Below are 20,836 nucleotides of genomic sequence, written 5' to 3' on the forward strand. Positions count from 1 at the left end.
ATGGCCTTAAAATGTGTAGCTATAGATGATGAACCCCTGGCACTCGAGCTGATTAAAAATTACGTTTCGAGGTTTCCGGGCTTGCAACTGGTACAGGTTTTTGAAGATGCCCTGTCGGGTGCAGAGTATCTGAAGCAAAACCCTGTCGATTTATTATTTGTAGACGTAAATATGCCCGATATTTCTGGTGTTGAACTGGTACGCAGTTTGGTAAACAGTCCGATGATTATCTTTACAACTGCCTACCGGAATTATGCTTTCGAAAGCTACGAACTTCAGGCTGTCGATTACCTTTTAAAACCTATCGATTTTAACCGTTTTACTGCGGCAGTAGAAAAAGCGGTCGACTTTCATAAATACAAAAATGCGACCCCGGAAAATAACAGTGATGAGAGTATTTATGTGTATTCGGAGTATAAAATGATTAAAATTTTGCTTCGCGATATCGAATACATCGAAAGTATGGGCGATTACCTTAAAATTTATCTCAGCAATACCGATAAACCGGTTTTAACCCTCATGACGATGAAAAAAGTGTTGGAAAAGCTGCCCGAAGATCAGTTTGCCCGTGTACACCGGAGTTTTATAGTTGCGTTAACCAGGATTAAATCAATCCACAATAGAAAAGTAAATTTAACCAACGCCGAGCTACCCATTGGCGATGCTTACAGTGGCTTTATTAATCAGCAAAAAGGGATATGAAGTTAAAAGCTAACATAGCAACAAGCGAAAATGGTTTTATTTTCAATCCGGCAACCGGCGATTCATTTACAAGTAATGCCATTGCTGCCGAAATTTTAACCTATATGAAAGCCGGAGAAAGTGAAACAGAAATTAAGCAAAAAATCCTCGATCGTTATGAGGTAGAATTGTGCCAGCTGGAAAGAGACTGGGATGATTATATGTTGCAGTTAAAGGAAGCAAATCTTTTAGATTTGTAACCCCAAATAAAACTAATCATGAGCGTTTCTCCCTACTTAAACCAAACAAATACCTTAACCATTGCAGTTACAGGTTTAAATGCCAACGATAATCCCGGACCAGGTTTAGGGGTAATCAGGGCGTTGCGGGATGGTTTTGGAGAAAATTTACGGATTATTGGCCTGGCTTACGAAACCCTCGAGCCGGCTATTTATTTAAGCGATCAGGTAGATAAAACCTACCGTATTCCTTATCCAACTGCCGGAGTGGAGGCTTTAAAAGAACGTTTACAGCAGATACAGGAAGTAGAACACATAGACGTGTTGATCCCTAATTTCGATGCCGAGCTGTTTAATTTCATCAAGCTGGAAAAAGAGTTGTTAAGTATGGGTATTCGTACCTTTTTGCCCACACACCAGCAACTGGCAGACCGTGACAAGGTAAACCTGCAGGCATTTGGAAATAAACATGGTTTGGATGTACCTGCCAGCGAAACCATTTTGGCAGCCTCAGAACTGGATCAGATGGCGGATAAATTGGGTTTCCCATTGGTGATAAAAGGGAAGTTTTACGAGGCCACTATCGTGCAGCATATCAGCGAGGCCTACAAAGCCTTTTATAAGTTACAGGCCAAATGGGGGCTGCCCATTATTGTGCAGCAATTTATAAAAGGTACCGAAATTAATATTGCGGGGCTGGCCGATGGAGAAGGAAATACGCTGAGTGTAATCCCGATGCGTAAAATTTACATTACCGAAAAAGGCAAGGCCTGGGCAGGTATTACCATAGCTGATGATAAGCTGATTAACCTGGCTAAAGCCTTTGCAAAGGCAACGCGTTGGAAAGGCGGTTTCGAAATGGAAATTATGCGCGATGAGCAGGATAGACTGTACATTATGGAGGTGAATCCCCGCTTTCCGGCCTGGATTTACTTATCCGTTGCTGCCGGGCAGAACCAACCCCGAATGCTGGTTGATCTGGCTTTGGGTAATCAGGTAAAAGAATTAACAGCTTATACGGCAGGTAAAATGTTTGTCCGTTATGCCTGGGATAATATTATAGACGTTGCAGAATTTCAAAAGTTATCGGCTTTTGGCGAACTGTAGAATGGCAACAGAAGATATGCAAAAGATTGAATCTGGTCTTGATACTAATTGAAGATGAAACAAAAATACGAACGACCAACCATCAGGAAAATGAATACCGGACTTATGAACAAGTTTGGTACGCGTACTGATTTTGATCCTGTTGAAAGCATTGATGGCGTTGCCGTTAAAGATCTGGTTGAACAATATGGTTCGCCTGTTTTTGTATTATCCGAAAAGCAGATCAGGCGGAATTATCAGGCAGCCTTGCGTTCGTTTAAAACGCGTTATCCCAAAGTGCAGTTTGCCTGGAGTTATAAAACCAATTATCTGAATGCAGTTTGTAAGGTTTTTCACCAGGAGGGGAGCTGGGCAGAAGTGGTTTCGGGTTTCGAGTACCATAAAGCATTGGGTAACGGAGTTGCTGGTCATCAGATTATCTTTAACGGACCTGATAAAAAAGAAGCAGATTTAATCCTGGCGATAGAAAATCATTCGCTCATCCACATCGATCATTTCGACGAACTTTATTTGTTGATTCAACTAACTGAACGTATAAATAAAACTGCAAAGGTGGCCATCAGGGTTAATTTTGATACCGGTGTTTACCCCATTTGGGATCGCTTTGGTTTTAACTATGAAAATGGTCAGGCCTGGACTGCCATTAACAAAATTGCAAAGGCCAATAAAATGGAACTTGTGGGGTTGCATTGCCATATTGGTACTTTTATGTTATCTACAGCTGCTTATGCTGTTGCTGCCGCTAAACTTTGTCAGTTAGCCCTGAAATGCAAAAACGAGCTTCAAAATCCACTACAGTATTTAGATCTGGGGGGCGGCTTTCCTTCTACCAATACACTAAAAGGAGCTTATTTACCTGGTGTAGATACGGTGCCATCTGTCGAAGATTTTGCCGAAGCCATTACCAATACTATTTTAGAAGCGGGCTTTGCTACAAATGAATTGCCGCTGTTAATTTTAGAAAGCGGGCGGGTATTGATTGATGATGCAGGTTATTTAATTGGAAGTGTTTTGGCCAATAAACGGCTAAGCGATGGCAGGCGTGCTACCATTTTCGATTTTGGTATCAACATCCTGTTTACTTCAAACTGGTACGACCATAAAATAAGTGTGGCCAAAGAATCGGGGCAGTATACCGAAGAAACTGTTTTATTCGGCCCGCTTTGTATGAATATTGATGTAATCAGAGAAAGCATTATGCTGCCGCTTTTAGAGCGCGGCGATCAGGTAGTTGTACATAAAGTTGGTGCTTATAATATGACCCAATGGATGCAGTTTATTAATATGCGGCCAGCTGTGGTGCTAATCGATCAACAGGTTAAAAGTCATTTAATCCGTAAACCGGAAAACCTCGATTATCTCGAAATGATGGAAGTAGTGCCCGATTATTTAAAAACATAATATTGAAGAAACACCTGCAATATTACTTTAGCGCTACTTTAAACAGTTACGCCATCCTGTTCTTCTCGCAGAACCGGATTTTAGGTGTGCTGTTGCTCGTGGTTTCTTTTTTCAATTTTGATGCAGGTTTATCAGGGCTCATAAGTGTAATTGGATCTTTACTGCTGGTTAATACCCTTGGTTTTAAAAAAGAAGAAATTAAATCTGGGCTATATAGCTTCAATTCGCTGCTGCTGGGCATTGGTTTTGGCACTTTTTTTAGCTTCAGTTTCGCCTATTGGCTGTGGCTGGCCGCGGCTTGTTTATTGTGTGTTGTTTTAAGTGTTAACCTCAGTTCGTTTTTAGGTAAATATGCTTTGCCTTCACTTTCTATTCCTTTTGTGTTAACTTTTTGGATGGTTTTAATTGCCTCAAACGGTTATTTGGGGATGGGCTTGCTGCAAAAAGGCAGTTCGTTAATTTTTGAACTAAATACCAATCCACCATCTCATTTTAGCCAGCTCTGTCTCTTTTTCGAACACCTGAATATTCCAGCTAACCTGCTGCTCTTCTTCAGATCGGTAAGTGCCATTTTATTTCAGAACAGTGTGCTTGCCGGCATGATCATTAGCATAGGTTTTTTAATTCATTCGCGTATTGGTTTTAGTCTGTTGGTACTGGGTTTTATTGCTTCCTGCATAATCAACCAGCTCACCGGTACTTATCCGGGTGGAATAAGTAATTACTATCTGGGTGCAAATTTTATGATGGTAAGTTGTGCTATCGGAGGCTTTTTCCTTATCCCGTCGTGGCGTTCTTATTTATGGGCAATTGCTGTAATTCCTTTTACCTTTCTGGTTTTAAACGGGCTGTCGCGTGTATTGCTCCTGTATAATCTCCCTGTACTTTCCATGCCATTTTGTTTGGTTACACTCGGCTTGCTGTATTTCTTTATGTTAAGAAAGCAACCCGGAAAACTTAAGCTTACACCTTTCCAATATTATTCGCCCGAAACCAATTTATATCAGTTTTTAAACGGTGAACAAAGACTTAAGGATTTTAAGTATTTCAATTTAAGCCTGCCTTTCATGGGCGCCTGGACGGTTTCGCAAGGTTACGAAGGCTCAATTACGCATAAAGGCGATTGGCAACACGCTTTAGATTTCGTACTCAAAGATCTTGATGATAAAACGTATCAGCTGCCGGGAATAAAACCAGAAGATTATTATTGTTTTAACAAACCGGTTTTAGCAGTGGCCGATGGTCAGGTAGAGGAGGTGATTGCTTATATTGATGACAATGCAATTGGTCAGGTTAACCTGCAGCAAAACTGGGGCAATACCATTGTAATTAAACATGCCGAAAATTTATACAGTAAGGTTTCGCATTTAAAAAAGAACAGCATAAAAGTTAAGGCAGGCGATTATGTTAAACAAGGCGATATTATAGCCTTTTGCGGTAATTCTGGTCGCTCACCTGAGCCTCATCTGCATTTTCAGGTACAGTGTACTCCTTACATTGGTTCTAAAACTTATCCTTATCCTTTTGCTTATTTCACCGTAGCAGGTCAGTCTGGATTAAAAACATTTGAAGTGCCGCAGGAGGGAACGACCATTGAGCGGCCGGAGATAAATTCCTATTTAAAAAATGCTTTCCACTTTCAGCCGGGATACCTGGCAAATATTACAGCAGATAATGGACATACCGAAACCTGGGAAGTATTTACCGATGACTTTAATTCGACCTACTTTTTTTGTCACGAAAACCAGGCAGTAGCCTATTTTGTAAGCAATGCCAACGTGTTTTATTTTACGCGGTTTTATGGCGCAAGAAACTCCTTGCTTTACCATTTTTATCAGGCCGCCTATAAAATTAATTATTCAGCACAGCCCCTTGAAGATTTTTTTGCTGCAGATGCTGAAAATTTCAATTTGTTATTGTGGCTGCAGGATGCTCTGGCGCCTTTCTATCGTTTTATCCAAAATACCTATACCAATTCAATTCAAATAAAAGCAGATGGATTAATTGTACAGTCAAAAGGAGGGCGACTACTGTTGGGGAAAGATAAAAATTGGTTTAAAGCCGAATTATTTTTAGGCACTAAAGGTATTCAGGGCTTTGCACTTCAACATCAAAACAAACACTTAAAAGTAACATGGGAAACAAGTTCAGTTTAACGGTTTTGCTTTTAATTGTTTCGATAACAATTGGTAAAGCGCAAAGCAACTATCAGGCAACAGATAGTACATCTTTGGCGCTTTTTAATGCCGCCGAGTGGCAGCAACTTATTGTTTTTGGTAAAGCGGCCATTCATAATGGCGAGGATTTTCCTTTGCTGCGGTTACGCATTGCTTATGCATCATTTGTACGCGGTAATTATACCGATGCGCTGGTGCAATACAATAAGGTGCTGGCAAATGATAAACATAACCAAATTGCTCTGTATTATGGCTATTTAAGTAGCCTTTATTTAAACCGGCCAGATAACGCAGGGTGGTTCGCGGCAGGTTTAGATACGGCAAATGTAGAAGGCAAACAATTAAGGCCTTTTAAAATGATTTCGGCAGGGGCTGAGAGTGGAATTAAGTTTACCAATATCTACGAAAGGGGGAATTCTTCTTATTCAAGAGCTTTTGTTGATCTTGGCCTTACTTATAAACTAAACTTATCAACTTCGTTTTCGTATTACAATCAGCCTATCCACAACGATCATATTGTGCAGCCGGGCTATTATGCAAAATTGAATTATACACCGTTTAAAAGGTTTAGCTTTATTGGTGCTTATCATTATATGCGGTCTGATTTAAGGCAATTGGTATATCAGAACAATGCCTCCTTGTTAGGTGTTAAATATGCAGGTGATGCCGGCGATTTTCAGGGTGATTTTATCTTATCACAAATTGGCGACGAAAAAACAAGGCAATATAATATGCAATTTGTAAAGTATTTAGCCGGTAACCTGGATTTTTACAGCATTACCCGTTTTTCGCTGGTTGACGTTGTTAATGAACACAATATAGTTGTACAGCAGTTGTTTGGCTTTAAGCCCTTTAATCAGCTATGGTTTGAAGGTGTGGTAACAATGGGTAATCAGTACAATTATTCAGAGGCAGATGCCTTGTATTTTTATAATGGCTTTGATAAAACGAAGTTTAAAGCTGGTGCAAACTGTTATTTTTTGTTAAAACAACGGCTACTTTTGGGATTGAATTATACATTTGAACGTAAATCAGATAATATCTTTAAATTTAACTATTTACAACACTCAATAAACGGCGGCATTACATGGAATTTTTAAAACAATTTATGGTCTTTGCGATTCTGGGCTTATCTGTATTTGAGGTAAATGCCCAAACCAATGCCGCATTGCAAAAAGCATTTCAAAATAGTTATAACAACGAAAGTAAAAAGAGCTATACCGAGGCCATAAGTGATATTATGCCCTTTTATGCCGAAAATAATTACGAAACCAACCTCCGGATCGGCTGGCTGTATTATCTGGCCAAAAATTATACCGCATCGCAAAATTATTATAACAGGGCCATCTCTTCGCGACCAAATTCAGTGGAAGCAAGGTTTGGTTTAATCAAAGCGCTTTCGCTGTTAAGCAGCTGGGATAAAGTGATGGAGCAGTACAACAGTATACTCAAAATTGATCCGCAAAACACACAGGCAAACTATTGGGCCGGGGTAATTATCTATAACCGGAAACAATATGCCAATGCATCCAAATATTTTGCCAGGGTGGTAGCTTTGTATCCTTTCGATTATGATGGTAACCACATGTTGGGCTGGGCGTTGCTGTTTTCGGGCAGAAAACCTGAAGCAAAAGCCTGTTTTGAGCGTGCGTTAATGATAAAACCGGGTGATACATCGAGTACTGACGGGCTGAACAGATCGGTTAAATAGGGCCTAAAGGGCAATTAATCAATGTATTTAGCGAATATTTACAGATAAAAAAATAAAAAAGTGATTTATAGGTATTTAAGTCTATATTTGACGCAAATTAAAATACAATATAATGCAACAAGGAACAGTAAAATTTTTTAATGAAACTAAAGGTTTCGGATTTATCATCCCTTCAAATGGCGATGCCGAAATTTTTGTTCATGCTTCAGGCTTAATTGACAACATTCGTGAGAATGATACCGTAAACTACGAAGTAGAAGAAGGTAGAAAAGGCCTAAACGCGGTAAATGTAAAAGTAGCTTAAGAAAACTCAAACACATAAATCGTAAAAGGTCCGGATGCAAATCGGGACCTTTTTTTATGCTACTATTTTTTAAAAAAAAGATAACCCTAATTGTGTGATCTGATTTTTTATCATTAAGATATTTAGGTAGTTAAGCGGATAATTGTTATCTTGTTTTATCATCTCTAAAGTTTGTGCGCATAAACAAATGAGCTCAAAAGCATTATTGATTTAATTAAATTAGAGATGACTAAAAAAGAGGTTACGCAACTATCCTACGAAATTACAGGATTTGCAATTAAAGTTCACCGGGCTCTCGGCCCTGGATTATTGGAGCACGTATATGAAAAATGTTTGAAATATGAGATGGAAAAGAACGGATATACTGTTGCTCAGCAGTTTGTCTTATCAGTTGTGTACGATGATTTATTGATGGATTTAGATTTAAGGCCTGATCTATTTGTGAATAATTGTGTCGTAGTCGAAATAAAAGCCATTTCCAATATTTTGCCTGTTCATCATGCCCAGCTTCAAACCTACATGAGACTGCTTGGAGCTCCGCAGGGGTTGCTGATTAATTTTTTCACAGAAAATATTACCAAAAGCATAGTACCTATAGTAAACGAATATTTCAAAATTTTACCAGATGAATAGGACTTTCAACACTTTTGGTAAACAATCTTAATTACCTTAATTGCTTAATGGTGTAGTGTTTTTTTAAGGTAAACCTGAAGTGAAAACCTTAAAAAACCTATAATCCACCAAATATTTCCGAATATGCTTTAGAATGTTTCTAAATAAATGTTTTATCGTTGTTTTGTCATATTCGTTTATAAATTAAACTCATAATTAAATACTTTTGCAAGAAATATAGATATAAATCCTAATCAAATGAGTGGTTTCGGAAATGCGTTTTCTTCATCAATAGGGAAGAAATTCATCATGGGTATTACAGGTTTGTTCCTGATACTTTTTTTAATTGTACACTGTTTTATTAATGCATTAATTTTCATTAATGACGGTGGCTTAACCTTTAACATTGGGGCGCACTTTATGGCTACCAACTGGTTAATCAGGGCAGGCGAGGTAGTACTGTTTATTGGTTTGCTTGTGCACATTTTTCAGGCATTGCGGTTAACCCTGCAAAACCAAAAAGCCAGACCTGTTAAATATGCCGTCAACGATGGTAAAGCTAACAGTAAATGGTATAGCCGTTCAATGGGATTATTGGGTACGTTATTGCTTATTTTCTTAGTGGTTCACTTAAAAGATTTTTGGGTAGTTTCTCGTTTTACCGGAATTCCAACGGTTGATGCGAATGGCCACGAAGATTTGTATGCTGTAATGAGAGAGAAATTTCAGGATCCGGTGAGGGTTGCGGTATACATTTTAGCTATGTTTTCTTTATGCTACCACTTATTGCATGGTTTTGCTTCGGCTTTCCAAACATTAGGTTGGAACCACTCAAAATATAACGGTATAATAAAAGGCTTAGGCGTTTGGTATTCGATCATTATTTCGATCCTTTTTGCCGCAATGCCAATTGCAGTTTATGCAGGTTTAATTAATTAGTTTTTAGCACAAAAGAGATATGTCAGATATTAATTCAAATATTCCAGAAGGCGATTTAACAAGCAAATGGACTAAGTATAAGTCTTCTGTGCCTTTGGTTAACCCATCGAACAAAAGAACAATTGAAGTAATTATTGTAGGCTCGGGTTTAGCGGGTGCTTCGGCAGCAGCTACTTTAGCCGAAATGGGTTACAAAGTTAAATGTTTCTGTTTTCAGGATTCGCCACGCCGTGCGCATTCTATTGCGGCTCAGGGTGGTATCAATGCTGCAAAAAATTACCAGAATGATGGCGATAGCATTTATCGCTTGTTTTACGATACAATTAAAGGTGGCGATTACCGTGCCCGCGAAGCAAACGTGCACCGTTTGGCAGAGGTAAGTGCTAATATTATCGATCAGTGTGTGGCCCAGGGTGTGCCTTTGGCACGCGAGTATGGCGGTTTGTTAGATAACCGTTCATTTGGTGGTACACAGGTTCAACGTACTTTTTATGCTGCAGGTCAAACCGGTCAGCAGTTATTATTAGGTGCTTATTCGGCTTTAGAACGCCAAATCGGTATGGGTAAAGTAGAAATGTTTACCCGTCACGAAATGCTTGAGGTGGTTAAAATCGATGGCAAGGCACGTGGTATCATTGCCCGTAACTTAATTACAGGTGAAATTGAGCGTCACTTCGGTCACGCTGTGGTATTGGGAACAGGTGGTTACGGAAACGTATTCTATCTTTCTACCAATGCTATGGGTAGTAACGTTACCGCTGCATGGAAAGCACACAAACAAGGTGCTTACTTTGCAAACCCTTGCTATACACAAATTCACCCAACCTGTATTCCGGTTTCTGGCGATCACCAGTCTAAATTAACCCTGATGTCTGAATCGTTACGTAACGATGGTCGGATCTGGGTGCCTAAAAAGAAAGATGATAACCGTAAAGCTTCAGAAATTCCTGAAGATGAAAGAGATTATTATTTAGAGCGCCGTTACCCTGCTTTTGGTAACCTGGTTCCTCGTGACGTGGCTTCGCGTGCAGCTAAAGAGCGTTGCGATGCAGGTTATGGTGTAGGTGCTTCTAAACTGGCTGTTTACTTAGATTTTAAAGCCAATACTGAACGCTACGGAAAAATCGAAGCTGCTAAGGCTGGTAACCACAATCCGGATAAAGAAACCTGCATGCGTTTAGGTACTGCCGTAATTAAAGAGAAATACGGTAACCTGTTCGATATGTACGCACAAATTACCGGCGAAAACCCTTACGAAACACCAATGCGTATTTACCCTGCGGTACACTATACCATGGGTGGACTTTGGGTTGATTATAACTTAATGACCTCAGTACCGGGCTTATATTGTACAGGAGAGGCTAACTTCTCTGATCACGGTGCTAACCGCTTAGGTGCATCTGCTTTAATGCAAGGTTTAGCGGATGGTTATTTCGTTTTACCTTACACCATTGGTGCTTATTTATCAAAAGAAATTTCTACCAAGGCTATCCCGACTGATCACCCTGCGTTTGTAGAGGCAGAAGTCAGAGCGGTAGGTATTTTAAATACTTTGATTAACATTAAGGGAACTAAATCTGTAGATCATTTCCACAAGCGTTTAGGTAACATCATGTGGGAGAAATGCGGTATGGCCCGTAACGAGAAAGGCTTAAATGAAGCCATTCAGGAAATCAGAGCCCTGCGCGAAGAATTCTGGAAAGATGTACGTGTACCTGGCGCTGCCAACGAGCTTAACCCTGAACTGGAGAAAGCTGGCCGTGTTGCCGATTTCATCGAATTGGGTGAGTTAATGTGTATCGATGCATTAAACCGTAACGAGAGTTGTGGTGGTCACTTCCGCGAAGAATATCAAACGGAAGAAGGTGAGGCCTTACGTGATGACGAGAACTACGCATACGTTGCCGCATGGGAATTTAAAGAAGGTGTAAACTTCGAACTTCATAAAGAAGAACTGAAGTTTGAAAATATTAAAGTTGCACAAAGAAGTTATAAATAGTGATGCGTACAGCGTTTAGCGTAAAGCGGTTAACTGCCAAACGCCAAACGCTTAGCGCTTACCTAAAATCTCAATATCATGAGTACAGGAAATATGAACTTAACGCTAAAAGTTTGGCGTCAGAAAAATAACAATACCAAAGGTGCTTTGGTTGATTATAAATTATCCGGTATTTCGCCAGATATGTCTTTCTTGGAGATGTTCGATGTGTTAAACGAAGATCTGATCAATAAAGGCGAAGAACCAGTGGTGTTCGATCATGATTGCCGCGAAGGTATTTGCGGAATGTGTTCAATGTTCATCAACGGTCGTCCGCACGGACCAAAAGATTTGGTTACTACCTGCCAGTTGCACATGCGCTCATTCAATGATGGCGATACCATTGTGGTTGAGCCTTGGAGAGCTGCCGCTTTCCCGGTAGTGAAAGATTTAACTGTAGATCGTTCTGCATTTGACAGGGTTATTGCTGCTGGTGGTTTTATTTCGGTAAATACCGGTAATGCGCAAGATGCCAACAACCTGCCAATTCCTAAAATGCAGGCTGATGCAGCTTTTGAGGCTGCTGCATGTATTGGTTGTGGTGCCTGCGTAGCTACTTGTAAAAATGCTTCTGCAATGCTTTTCGTATCGGCTAAGATCTCTCAACTGGCTTTATTGCCACAAGGTCAGCCAGAGCGCTACCGTCGTGTACAAAGCATGGTTGCACAAATGGATGCAGAAGGTTTTGGTAACTGTACCAATACTGGTGCTTGCGAAGCAGAATGTCCTAAAGGAATTTCTTTAGAGAATATTGCCCGCATGAACCGCGATTTCGCTACTTCGAAATTCATTTCTGAAGAAACCGTTTAAAAAATATACTGTGCATCCAGTTTAACAGCTGGATTCTTAAGCCTCCACCTAGTGGGGGCTTTTTAGTTTTAACACAAAGCATTGTCTTAATTTAGATTGTCATCCTGATCCTGTCGAAGGATCTACCTAATGATTGTACGGGAAGGCTCAACTAAACTTATTTTTATGCCTCTTTTTTAGTTCAAGACATCTGCTATTGTATAAATATCTTTATATCCATTCTCATCTCTAAATACTAGAGAATAAGATAAATCTGGTTAAAAGCATGATAAATATTAGTATTTAATAAAGAAGACTAAAATAAATTTCATCAATTTTCTGACTGGTTGAAAGTGCCCGGTTGGCTATCATTTTAACATTTTAGCCTGTTATTGAAAACATACGAAACGCTAAAGCTTAAAATCGAAACTCAGGACAAGAAATTACTAACAAAATAAAAGTTTGTGAAACTGATAATAATTTTATGTATGCATATTAAAATTTTGCTTAAATGGAAATTTTATTCTGTATTATTTGCATATACATTAAAGTTTTTCTAAATTTATTGCTCCGAGACAGGAGAGAAAACATAAAACCCCGGCAATTTGTGCTGGGGTTTTGTGTTTTTTAAAGAAATGAGTGAAAGTTAGTTGAGTGCGAAATTAACGTTGATGTTGTATTTCACCCTTACTGGTACGCCAAATTGTATTCCCGGTTTCCACTTAGGTGAACCTGATAGCACTCTTATGGCTTCTTCATTAATATCGGCGCTAACTCCACGCATTATTTTAATGTTAGTTAGCGCGCCGTTCTTTTCTACAACGAAAGATAAAAATACCCTACCCTGAATCTTATTCTTCGCCGCTTCTTTTGGGTATTTAATGTTATCGTTCAAATACTGGTAAAAAGCCTTTAAACCACCTGGAAATTCAGGCTGTTTCTCTACGCTAACAAAATCGAATACGCCGTTAGGAATCGAATCTCTTGAAGGCTTGTTGGTAGTGCCAGACTTCATCACAAGATCAGGTTTCGCTGAAAAATTCAGTTTGGCAATCTTTTTTTTAAGGGCAATATTTTCGGCACTGTTTTGTTTTGCTTTGGTAAATACAATGAGCAAGCCGTTGTTATCATTTATCCCAAATTGCGAAGTCTTATCCCTCTCTTTTAAAATGGTAACAGATTCAATGTCTTCGTTTTTAAATTTACGCAGCGTATCCATGCCATTTACCAATAGTTTTCCATCTAAAATAACAGATGGTTTTGGGGTTGCCGGGCCTACATTTTGCGCATTTGCTGTAAAGTATATTAAAAGACTGAGCAGCGTAAACAGATATTTTTTCATACCCAAATATAGCATTTGTTAGTTGCTGTGGCAGGTAGTAAATGGAGTAGACCCCGTGATTTATATTGATTTACTACTTATTGTGCCACGTGAAACATGAGTTAATATTAATTTAATCTTGCGTTTATGAAAAAGCCTCTTATGCAAAAAAAATCTCCGGTTGTTAAATAACCAGAGATTTGAATTGGAGTAGCAACAGCTCAATTTAATTTTTTGTACTGTTTGCCTGGGGAAGGTCGAAGTTTACATTAATGTTGTATTGTGTTCGCACAAGCTCATTATTCTTTATAGTGGCCCATTTAGGTGCTTTTTTAAGCACCCTAATCGCTTCGGCATCGGTTTCTTTGCTCAGACTTTCAGTTACTGTTATGTCAGATAAGGAACCGTCTTCTTCTACATTAAATGCTAAACCCACTTTTCCCTGGGTATTATTTTTTTGTGCTTCTGCCGGGTATTTAATATTCTTAGCCAAATAGCTATACAAACCTTTTATTCCGTCATTGTTTAGTGGTGTTTTGGCATCGCGATTAATAATGGCTGCTTTTTTTTCGTTACTGATTTTAGAAAGGTCGAAGTTTATATTAATATTATACCTTACACGTACGGCTTTACCATCCTGCTCGGCAGCGGCCCATTTGGGCGAATTTTTAAGCACTCTAACCGCTTCTTTATCTGTTTCAGGGCTCAGGCTGCGTATGACTGTAATATCGGAAGTAGAGCCATCTTTTTCTATTGTAAATGCCAGAAATACTTTGCCTTCTGTTTTATTGTTTTTAGCTGCTTCGGGATACTTTATTTCTTTTTTAACATACTGGTAAAATTCGGCAATCCCACCAGGGTACATTGGCTGCTTTTGTACTGATACAAAATCGTACAATTCGTCTTTATCTTGTGCTTTTACAGAATTAACAAACATGGCACAGCCCAGTAGGGCTAAAATGATTAGCTTTCTCATTGTTTTTTAATTAAAAGGTTAATTATTTAATTCTTTTGTTGAAGTGGTTTTGCGTTCTTGGTTTTGATAATGATTACACCATTATTCCCTTTAGCACCATAAAGTTTTTTTGCTGCTGTATCTTTTAAAACTTCTATAGATTGGATATTGCTCTGGTTTATCGATGTTTCTTCCTTGATTTCTTCTCCATCAACGATGTAGAGGGGGGCGTTTGAACCATTTCTGAGCTTGAATTCGGTTTCGGTAATGTTAAGGTTGTACGGTGCAGGCTTAATGTTGAAAGTTGCAGCTTTTTTGGTTTGCTCTGCATTAATATTGTTTTCAGGAGCTATGCCATTTCCTACCAACGCTGTTTTTGTTTTAATTTCAATTACTCCTGCCAAACCATCGGCACCATAAGCTGAAACCGCACTGCTATCTTTTAAAATCCTTACCGATTCTATGTTATCTGGTGCAAGTGTAACCAGGTTAATATCCCTGCTATATTGCTTGTTGCCATCAATTACAATTAATGGTTTAAGACTATTCAATGCAGCATTACTGCGCAATCTGATGGTTGTAGTTTTCGTGCTATCTGCTTTTTGTGCAAAACCTGCCAGGGTAAATCCCATTACAATGGTAAAAACGATTATCTTTTTCATGCTGCTTATATTTTCTGGTTAGCATTTTTTATTTAAAATCGAAAAGTGGCGCGTTTTTGTCGATGTTGAGTTCCTTTATTTCCGGTTTTCTGAAAGTATTGTTTTTTGATCCTTTGCTGGTAATGAGTATTGCGCCACCTTTTGCTGCTGAGCCGTAGAGATCGGTAGCTGCCTGATCTTTCAATACCTCGATCGATTCGATATTATTCGGATTTATCGTACTCAAAGGCGTATTCTCAGCAAGTTTTACGCCATCTAAAATGACTAAGCCGTTAAATTTAATATCGTTACGAAGCTTAATGATTGACTGGTTTTTAGCTGTTTTTGGTTCATTATCGTTCAGCGTAAAATTAACATTAATGTTGTATCTTACCCGTACAGGCAAACCATTCTGAATCCCCGGGTTCCATTTTGGCGATTCTTTTATAACCCTTAGTGCTTCCTCATCGGTGCCACTGCCCAGGCCTCTGGTTATCTTGACATCACTTAAGAGACCGCTTTTTTCTACTACAAAAGATAAAAATACTTTACCCTGTACATTTCTTTCCTGTGCCAGTTGCGGATATTTTATAGCTCCACTTAAATATTTATAAAACTTGGCTATCCCACCCGGAAACTCCGGTTGTTTTTCTATTGAAACAAAATCATAAATGTTTTTATCCTGGTCGGGTTCGGGAATCAGGTTTGGCGCTGTTTGAATGGGTAAATAGGAGACAACACTAATTTTGTTCAGGCTAGTATAACCGGTGTTTTTAGGCAAGGCTTTATTTTTGAACTCTTCTGAAGATTCGGGCATTTTAAAGCTTACGGTGAGCGCGTATTTACCATCAGCTACCTTTTTAAAATCTTTGTACGAAAGGATGGATTTCATTACTTCCTCGTCGCAACCTGCACCCAACTCTACATTTGGAGTTATATTTACGAGTTTGCCATTTTTTATGCTGAATTTTATCTGCGTATTACCCTGCACTTCGTAGCTGTTGGCAAATGCCGGATATTTAATGTTTTGTGATAAAAACAGGTAAAAACCATTCCAGTTCGCATCGGCCTTGCCTTCAACAGAAATTTTGTGTACGGCTGGCGCCTCGGTTGTTGTTGTATTAACCATTTGCTGTACCATTTCTATTGGCTTCTCTAATGGAATGCGATCGGTAATAGAGATTAATTTCTCGTTTTTACGTACCGTAGCCGAAGAGAATACAATAAGCAGTGCAAACAGCGGGATAAAGATTCCATACTTCATAATGGCAATCTTCTTAGACCGCTCTTTATGAAGCATGAAAATTCTTTTTTTGATTAATGATTTATCTAAAAAATTGTTGGTTAAAGCATTTGGCGAAATGCCGAAAGATTTGCTGAGCAGCAGCATCGCATACTCGGCTTTATCGCCCTGGTATGCTGCTGCCAGCTCGTCTGCCAAAAACTCGTGTATATTTTTAATCGTTTTTTTATAAAGGTATATCACAGGGTTTAGCCACGTAATGATCCCTAAAATTTCAAAAAATAAAATATCAACGGTATGCCATTGCTTGATGTGTGCCTGCTCGTGGATATCAATTACATCCATTTGAGGCAAATTCTGGTCGATAATTTTTTTGCCGAAGAAAGAAAAAGCCATTCCGGCCTTTCCGGGTACCAGCATCTTTTTTACTGCCAGTAAGTTAAAAACCAATCTACCTAAGAAAAACAGGATACCTGCACAATAGATATATACAAATGCATTGGCCCAATTGAGGCCATTGTTGCGCTCTGTTACTACTGTGGCTTGTTGTAATACGGCCTCCCAGTTAACTGTTGTATAAACTTGCCGGGCGGCTTTATGTTCGGTAAGCCATTCTAAACGAATAAATGGAATACATAGCGAAAGCACGCCGGCAGATACCAGATAAATACGGTTTAACGTAAAATAGGTTTCCTTATCCAGCAGTAATTTATAAACACCGTAAAAAACAACCAAGTATAAGTTTACCTGCAATAGGTAGTGGGCAAAACTCATTTTGGCTTGTGTTTAATGTTATTGATCATTTTTAAAATCTCATCAACATCACTTAAATCCAGTTTTTCTTCTTTAACAAAGAAAGAGAACATACTTTCTACTGAATTTTCGAAGTAATTGCCCAACAGTTTTTCTGTTGCATGGCGCTTATACTCTTCTCTGCTTACTAAAGGGTAGTACTGATGTGCTTTCCCGAATGCTTCATGACCAATAAATCCTTTGGTTTCGAGGATTCTGATAATGGTTGAAACGGTGTTGTAAGCCGGCTTAGGTAGGGGCAGTTCATCAATTACTTCTTTGACGAATGCTTTTTCCAGTTGCCATAAAACCTGCATAATCTGCTCTTCGGCTTTAGTTAAATCTTTAATTTCCATCATGGTAATAATAATAAGGACAGGCAAAATAATTTGCTTAAACTAAAGTTAAAACTAATTGGTTAGTTATCCAAATTTTATTTGATAATTATTTAAAAAAAATAAAGAGGTAACCGATTCGGTTTGCAGATCGAACGAGGGAGTGTTAATGTGTTGTTAATGAGTGTTTTTGCTTTGTTTTTTTGCTGGGCTAAATGGTAATGAGGTTGTTTTTTATACCGTACACTACCAGCCCGGTGCGCGATTTGATGTTGAGCTTGGCAAAAAGCGATTCGCGGTAGTTGTCAACAGTGCGCGGGCTCACATTCATAATGTCGGCAATTTCCTTGTAAGTAAGTTCGGTGCTGCAGTGCTGCAGGAAGGTAAGCTCCCGCGCCGAAAATACGGGCTTTGCATCGGTATCTTTCAGTGCAACCAGAAGCCTGCCCGATACCAGTTCGTTTACGAAAAAGCCTTTTTCTACAATTACTTTAATTGCTGTAAATAAATCGGATGGTGTAGATTCTTTAAGCATATAGCCACCGGCCCCGGCTTTAAGCATCCCTATAATGGCTTTTTCATCTTCGAGCATGCTCAGTGCAAGTACATGCACATTCGGGAAATTGGTTTTAACCCATTTAGTAGCGGCAAAACCATCCATAACCGGCATGTTAATATCCATTAATACCAGCTGAACATCTGGATGGTTATTGATTTTAGATTGCAGGTCGATTCCGTTTATGGCCTCAAACTTTACTTCTATTTCATCAAATTCTTCCAATAAACTGGCCAGCCCAGAGCGGAAAAGGGTATGGTCATCAACGATAGCGATAGCGATATTAGGGTGTTGCATATTATTAAGGATAGGGGATCTCTATTGAAATGGAAGTACCTTTTCCCGGTGCCGAATTTAATATTAATTTTCCATTGATCATCTCAATTCTTTTATAAATAGAATTCAGGCCCATGCCTGATTTACGGGCTTTAATTTCGTCGGGGTTAAAACCCACGCCGTTTTCTTTCACCTTTAAATACAGCACGTTTGTTGCAAGATAGGCGTCGATCTGGATCTGGGTGGCCTGTGCATGCTTAATCATGTTGTTGATGATTTCCTGGAGCAAACGCAGGATAATCAAGTCTTTATCAGGCGAGGTGTAATCTGATTCTGATAAGGTATTGTTAACCTGAAGCTCATAAGCACCGCTTTTACTCAGCCAGCTAATCTCCTGATCAATGGCATGACCAAGTCCGTTTTCTACCAGTTGTTCGCCATGTAAAAGTTTAGCCAGTTCTCTTAGTTCTTTAATTGATTTATTAACCAGTTCGAGCGAATTTTCTATTTTCTTTTTGGCCTTAACCTCGTCGGATAAATTTACCGAGTTGAGTGTAAGCGTAGTGAGGCTGAGCAGCTGACCCACATTATCATGCAATTCAGTAGCAATGCTCTGCATCGTTTGGTCTTGCACTTCAACACGGGCCTGCAGCATTTCGGCTTCGAATTTCTGCTGCATGTTCTGCTTTTCAAGAAAATGATTTTTTTTATGCTTATTATACGATCTGATATAAAGCAATAAAAATATTGGCATCAAAAGAAATACTAATGATGCCAATAATATTAATGAGATAACTTCCGTTGTCGAGCTCTGCATACAAATGAATAGGCCCAAAAGGCGTAGAGAAAAATGTTAAGTGTTGTGTAAATGATAACCCTTGCGTTAAATTTCCCTAAGTAAACATGTTGCACAAGGTCATCAAAGAAATTGGCTAAAGTACTCCCGAAATAAAAAATCAGAGTTCCGCCAACCCACCAAAACGCAGGATGATTGCTTAAATCGATGTAATTTTCATCTTTTATTAACAGATAAAAATACATTAAGCCATAAATAACAAAAATTACCGATGCTAAACTTATGGTAAAGGCATTGTACACATTCAAACCATATAAATAAGTAAACATAGCATAAGTTATCATCGTGCCAAAATAAATGCCAATCAGCCAGTTTTTTATTTTAATGTACTGACTGAGAAAAACATAAAATGCATAGGTGATATAAGATATTTCCAATATGATATATACATTATATACACCTATATTGGTATGATACACTTTGGCAGAATACCTTGCTATGATTTGAGTTAACACCACCAGAAACAGGTAAAGGTTGGTAATTCTCCAAAACCTGGTCTTATCCCGATATAAAAAGTACAGACTAAAGGCCAGACTGAAATAATAGGGATAAGTATTAAATCGTGGGGTACACAGTTTTAATACCTGATAAAAATCTAGTTCTCCAGCAATTTTTGCTATCATATTTTATTCTGGTCCCGATAATGGACTTTTTTCATCGCAAAATGTGGGGCATAAGTCGCTCCTGTTTTCAGGGTCGGTTGGTGGGGTATCGCATAACTTGCCATCATGTGATTTATAAGTATATCCTTTTTCTACAAAGTAATCTGTTCCTGGTTTACCATCAATATTTTTAGTAATTACCAGTAATACCGTATTCATATCAACGTAGCTGTCTGGAATTTTATCGCCATATTCAAGTTTGTTGATTTGGCTTATAATATCGCTGGTATACCGGCCAAAATAGATTCTGATACCATCGCCGCCCAGTTCGGCCATTTTTTTAATTAATGATGTCATTTGAGCTGCTGGAAACCAGGCTGCTTTGGTGTAAGTGCCATTTTCTGCATTCTGACTTTTGCGGAATGCTGCAGTCATTTGTTGGGCAATTTCTACCGGAACAGTGTTATCTGTGCCGTCTTTAGTTCCTGTGCGTTTAATCATAAAATCTGTTGGTTTAATATTTTCAAATATAAACAATTGATGACATGCGCAGCTTTGCGATTGATTAAAATGTTAAAAACAGTATAAATACTACTACAATTCTAAAGTTTGCTATGTTTTTGCCTTAGGCACTACCAATTGATATAAATGGCGATTCGGTTAGGTTATTCCTGTATAGCATATTTCGCATGTTTAATACCGTAAAAATACCCTATTAATAAAGGCGTTTTGCACAATCGCTCAATTATCGACTACCACTACTTTTGGTATTACAATGATGACCAAATAAATTGCCGTTACCAGATACTAAAGTCGTGAATCCTCAAAATGCTGTTTTTATACCCGTTTAAAAATGGGTCTGTTTTGGAGAAACTGTCCATTTATTTAGCAAGTTGTAAACCATAATTTGATTAAACCTTTAATTCTTTTAAAAATGATAAATAACATCCTGCTTCAGGAAAATCATAGCGGAATAAGCGAAAGAGAAGTTGAAATAGTACATCTGTTATCAATGGGTTACAACAGTAAGGAAATTGGCGAAATGCTTTTTATCAGCGAGCATACGGTTAATACCCACCGCAGAAATATGGTAAGAAAACTCGATTTAAGAAATTCGTACCAGTTGATTGTATGGGCATTTAAAGAAAGAATATTATCCCTTTAAGGACTAAAAAGATATAACAACCTCTCAATAAATAATAAAGCCTGCAATTTGATCGCTAAAGTCAAATCGGCAGGCTTTTGTTTTTGATTATTTTTT

Annotated in this window: 22 protein-coding genes; 13 read left to right on the forward strand and 9 right to left on the reverse strand. The window is 38.6% G+C overall.

What is annotated here, in order from left to right; genetic code table 11:
* The 12 genes from OC25_RS05630 to OC25_RS05685 all read left to right on the forward strand — a co-directional run bounded on the left by OC25_RS05630 (window position 1) and on the right by OC25_RS05685 (window position 12,019).
* Window positions 1-702, forward strand: coding sequence for a LytR/AlgR family response regulator transcription factor (locus OC25_RS05630; RefSeq protein ID WP_039472711.1), 702 nt, complete (start codon window positions 1-3; stop codon window positions 700-702).
* Window positions 699-941 (forward strand): PqqD family protein, encoded by a 243-nt coding sequence (locus tag OC25_RS05635; RefSeq protein WP_039472713.1) that lies wholly within the window; start codon window positions 699-701, stop codon window positions 939-941. Before OC25_RS05630 ends, OC25_RS05635 begins: the two co-directional genes overlap by 4 nt.
* An 18-nt stretch (window positions 942-959) precedes the next feature.
* A complete protein-coding gene (locus tag OC25_RS05640) occupies window positions 960-2,027 on the forward strand; it encodes an ATP-grasp domain-containing protein (protein WP_052265986.1) in 1,068 nt (355 codons plus the stop codon).
* A gap of 54 nt (window positions 2,028-2,081) precedes the next feature.
* A complete protein-coding gene (locus OC25_RS05645) occupies window positions 2,082-3,428 on the forward strand; it encodes a type III PLP-dependent enzyme domain-containing protein (protein WP_039472715.1) in 1,347 nt (448 codons plus the stop codon).
* Between the two features lie 2 nt (window positions 3,429-3,430).
* Entirely contained in the window at window positions 3,431-5,584 is a 2,154-nt protein-coding gene (locus tag OC25_RS28430; protein ID WP_052265987.1) for an urea transporter, read from the forward strand.
* A complete protein-coding gene (locus OC25_RS05655) occupies window positions 5,563-6,705 on the forward strand; it encodes a hypothetical protein (RefSeq protein ID WP_039472716.1) in 1,143 nt (380 codons plus the stop codon). The genes OC25_RS28430 and OC25_RS05655 overlap by 22 nt, the downstream gene beginning before the upstream one ends.
* Window positions 6,693-7,316 (forward strand): tetratricopeptide repeat protein, encoded by a 624-nt coding sequence (locus tag OC25_RS05660; RefSeq protein ID WP_052265988.1) that lies wholly within the window; start codon window positions 6,693-6,695, stop codon window positions 7,314-7,316. The genes OC25_RS05655 and OC25_RS05660 overlap by 13 nt, the downstream gene beginning before the upstream one ends.
* 112 nt (window positions 7,317-7,428) lie before the next feature.
* On the forward strand, window positions 7,429-7,620 hold the full coding sequence (locus OC25_RS05665) for a cold-shock protein (RefSeq protein WP_039472718.1): 192 nt from the start codon (window positions 7,429-7,431) through the stop codon (window positions 7,618-7,620).
* A 225-nt stretch (window positions 7,621-7,845) separates the two neighbouring features.
* Window positions 7,846-8,253 (forward strand): GxxExxY protein, encoded by a 408-nt coding sequence (locus tag OC25_RS05670; RefSeq protein WP_039472720.1) that lies wholly within the window; start codon window positions 7,846-7,848, stop codon window positions 8,251-8,253.
* Between the two features lie 237 nt (window positions 8,254-8,490).
* A complete protein-coding gene (locus tag OC25_RS05675) occupies window positions 8,491-9,171 on the forward strand; it encodes a succinate dehydrogenase cytochrome b subunit (RefSeq protein WP_039472723.1) in 681 nt (226 codons plus the stop codon).
* A gap of 19 nt (window positions 9,172-9,190) precedes the next feature.
* Window positions 9,191-11,170: a fumarate reductase/succinate dehydrogenase flavoprotein subunit gene (locus OC25_RS05680; protein WP_039472725.1), complete on the forward strand. Its 1,980-nt coding sequence runs from the start codon at window positions 9,191-9,193 to the stop codon at window positions 11,168-11,170.
* A gap of 78 nt (window positions 11,171-11,248) precedes the next feature.
* Window positions 11,249-12,019: a succinate dehydrogenase/fumarate reductase iron-sulfur subunit gene (locus tag OC25_RS05685; protein ID WP_039472727.1), complete on the forward strand. Its 771-nt coding sequence runs from the start codon at window positions 11,249-11,251 to the stop codon at window positions 12,017-12,019.
* A gap of 625 nt (window positions 12,020-12,644) precedes the next feature.
* Here OC25_RS05685 and OC25_RS26745 read toward each other — a convergent pair.
* The 9 genes from OC25_RS26745 to OC25_RS05730 form a co-directional block, all read right to left on the reverse strand.
* Window positions 12,645-13,340, reverse strand: a complete 696-nt coding sequence (locus OC25_RS26745) for a TonB family protein (RefSeq protein ID WP_245221903.1) — start codon at window positions 13,338-13,340, stop codon at window positions 12,645-12,647.
* Window positions 13,341-13,545: 205 nt separating this feature from the next.
* A complete protein-coding gene (locus tag OC25_RS28320) occupies window positions 13,546-14,295 on the reverse strand; it encodes an energy transducer TonB (protein ID WP_052265990.1) in 750 nt (249 codons plus the stop codon).
* Between the two features lie 26 nt (window positions 14,296-14,321).
* A complete protein-coding gene (locus tag OC25_RS05700) occupies window positions 14,322-14,936 on the reverse strand; it encodes a TonB-dependent receptor plug domain-containing protein (protein ID WP_039472728.1) in 615 nt (204 codons plus the stop codon).
* Between the two features lie 28 nt (window positions 14,937-14,964).
* Entirely contained in the window at window positions 14,965-16,932 is a 1,968-nt protein-coding gene (locus OC25_RS05705; protein WP_039472729.1) for a M56 family metallopeptidase, read from the reverse strand.
* A complete protein-coding gene (locus OC25_RS05710; RefSeq protein ID WP_039472733.1) occupies window positions 16,929-17,306 on the reverse strand; it encodes a BlaI/MecI/CopY family transcriptional regulator in 378 nt (125 codons plus the stop codon). Before OC25_RS05710 ends, OC25_RS05705 begins: the two co-directional genes overlap by 4 nt.
* Window positions 17,307-17,496: 190 nt before the next feature.
* Window positions 17,497-18,138: a response regulator transcription factor gene (locus tag OC25_RS05715; RefSeq protein WP_039472735.1), complete on the reverse strand. Its 642-nt coding sequence runs from the start codon at window positions 18,136-18,138 to the stop codon at window positions 17,497-17,499.
* A gap of 4 nt (window positions 18,139-18,142) precedes the next feature.
* Window positions 18,143-18,796, reverse strand: coding sequence for a sensor histidine kinase (locus OC25_RS05720; RefSeq protein WP_167335365.1), 654 nt, complete (start codon window positions 18,794-18,796; stop codon window positions 18,143-18,145).
* Window positions 18,797-18,900: 104 nt separating this feature from the next.
* Window positions 18,901-19,596, reverse strand: coding sequence for a hypothetical protein (locus OC25_RS05725; RefSeq protein WP_039472740.1), 696 nt, complete (start codon window positions 19,594-19,596; stop codon window positions 18,901-18,903).
* 3 nt (window positions 19,597-19,599) lie between these two features.
* On the reverse strand, window positions 19,600-20,076 hold the full coding sequence (locus OC25_RS05730; RefSeq protein WP_039472743.1) for a hypothetical protein: 477 nt from the start codon (window positions 20,074-20,076) through the stop codon (window positions 19,600-19,602).
* Window positions 20,077-20,509: 433 nt separating this feature from the next.
* Here OC25_RS05730 and OC25_RS05735 point away from each other — a divergent pair, with 433 nt between their 5' ends.
* Window positions 20,510-20,740 carry a response regulator transcription factor gene (locus OC25_RS05735; protein ID WP_052265991.1) on the forward strand — a complete coding sequence of 77 codons (231 nt, stop codon included), beginning with the start codon at window positions 20,510-20,512 and terminating at the stop codon, window positions 20,738-20,740.
* Window positions 20,741-20,836: the final 96 nt, after the last annotated feature.

The organism is Pedobacter kyungheensis, assembly GCF_000812965.1.
GTDB classification, from domain to species: domain Bacteria; phylum Bacteroidota; class Bacteroidia; order Sphingobacteriales; family Sphingobacteriaceae; genus Pedobacter; species Pedobacter kyungheensis.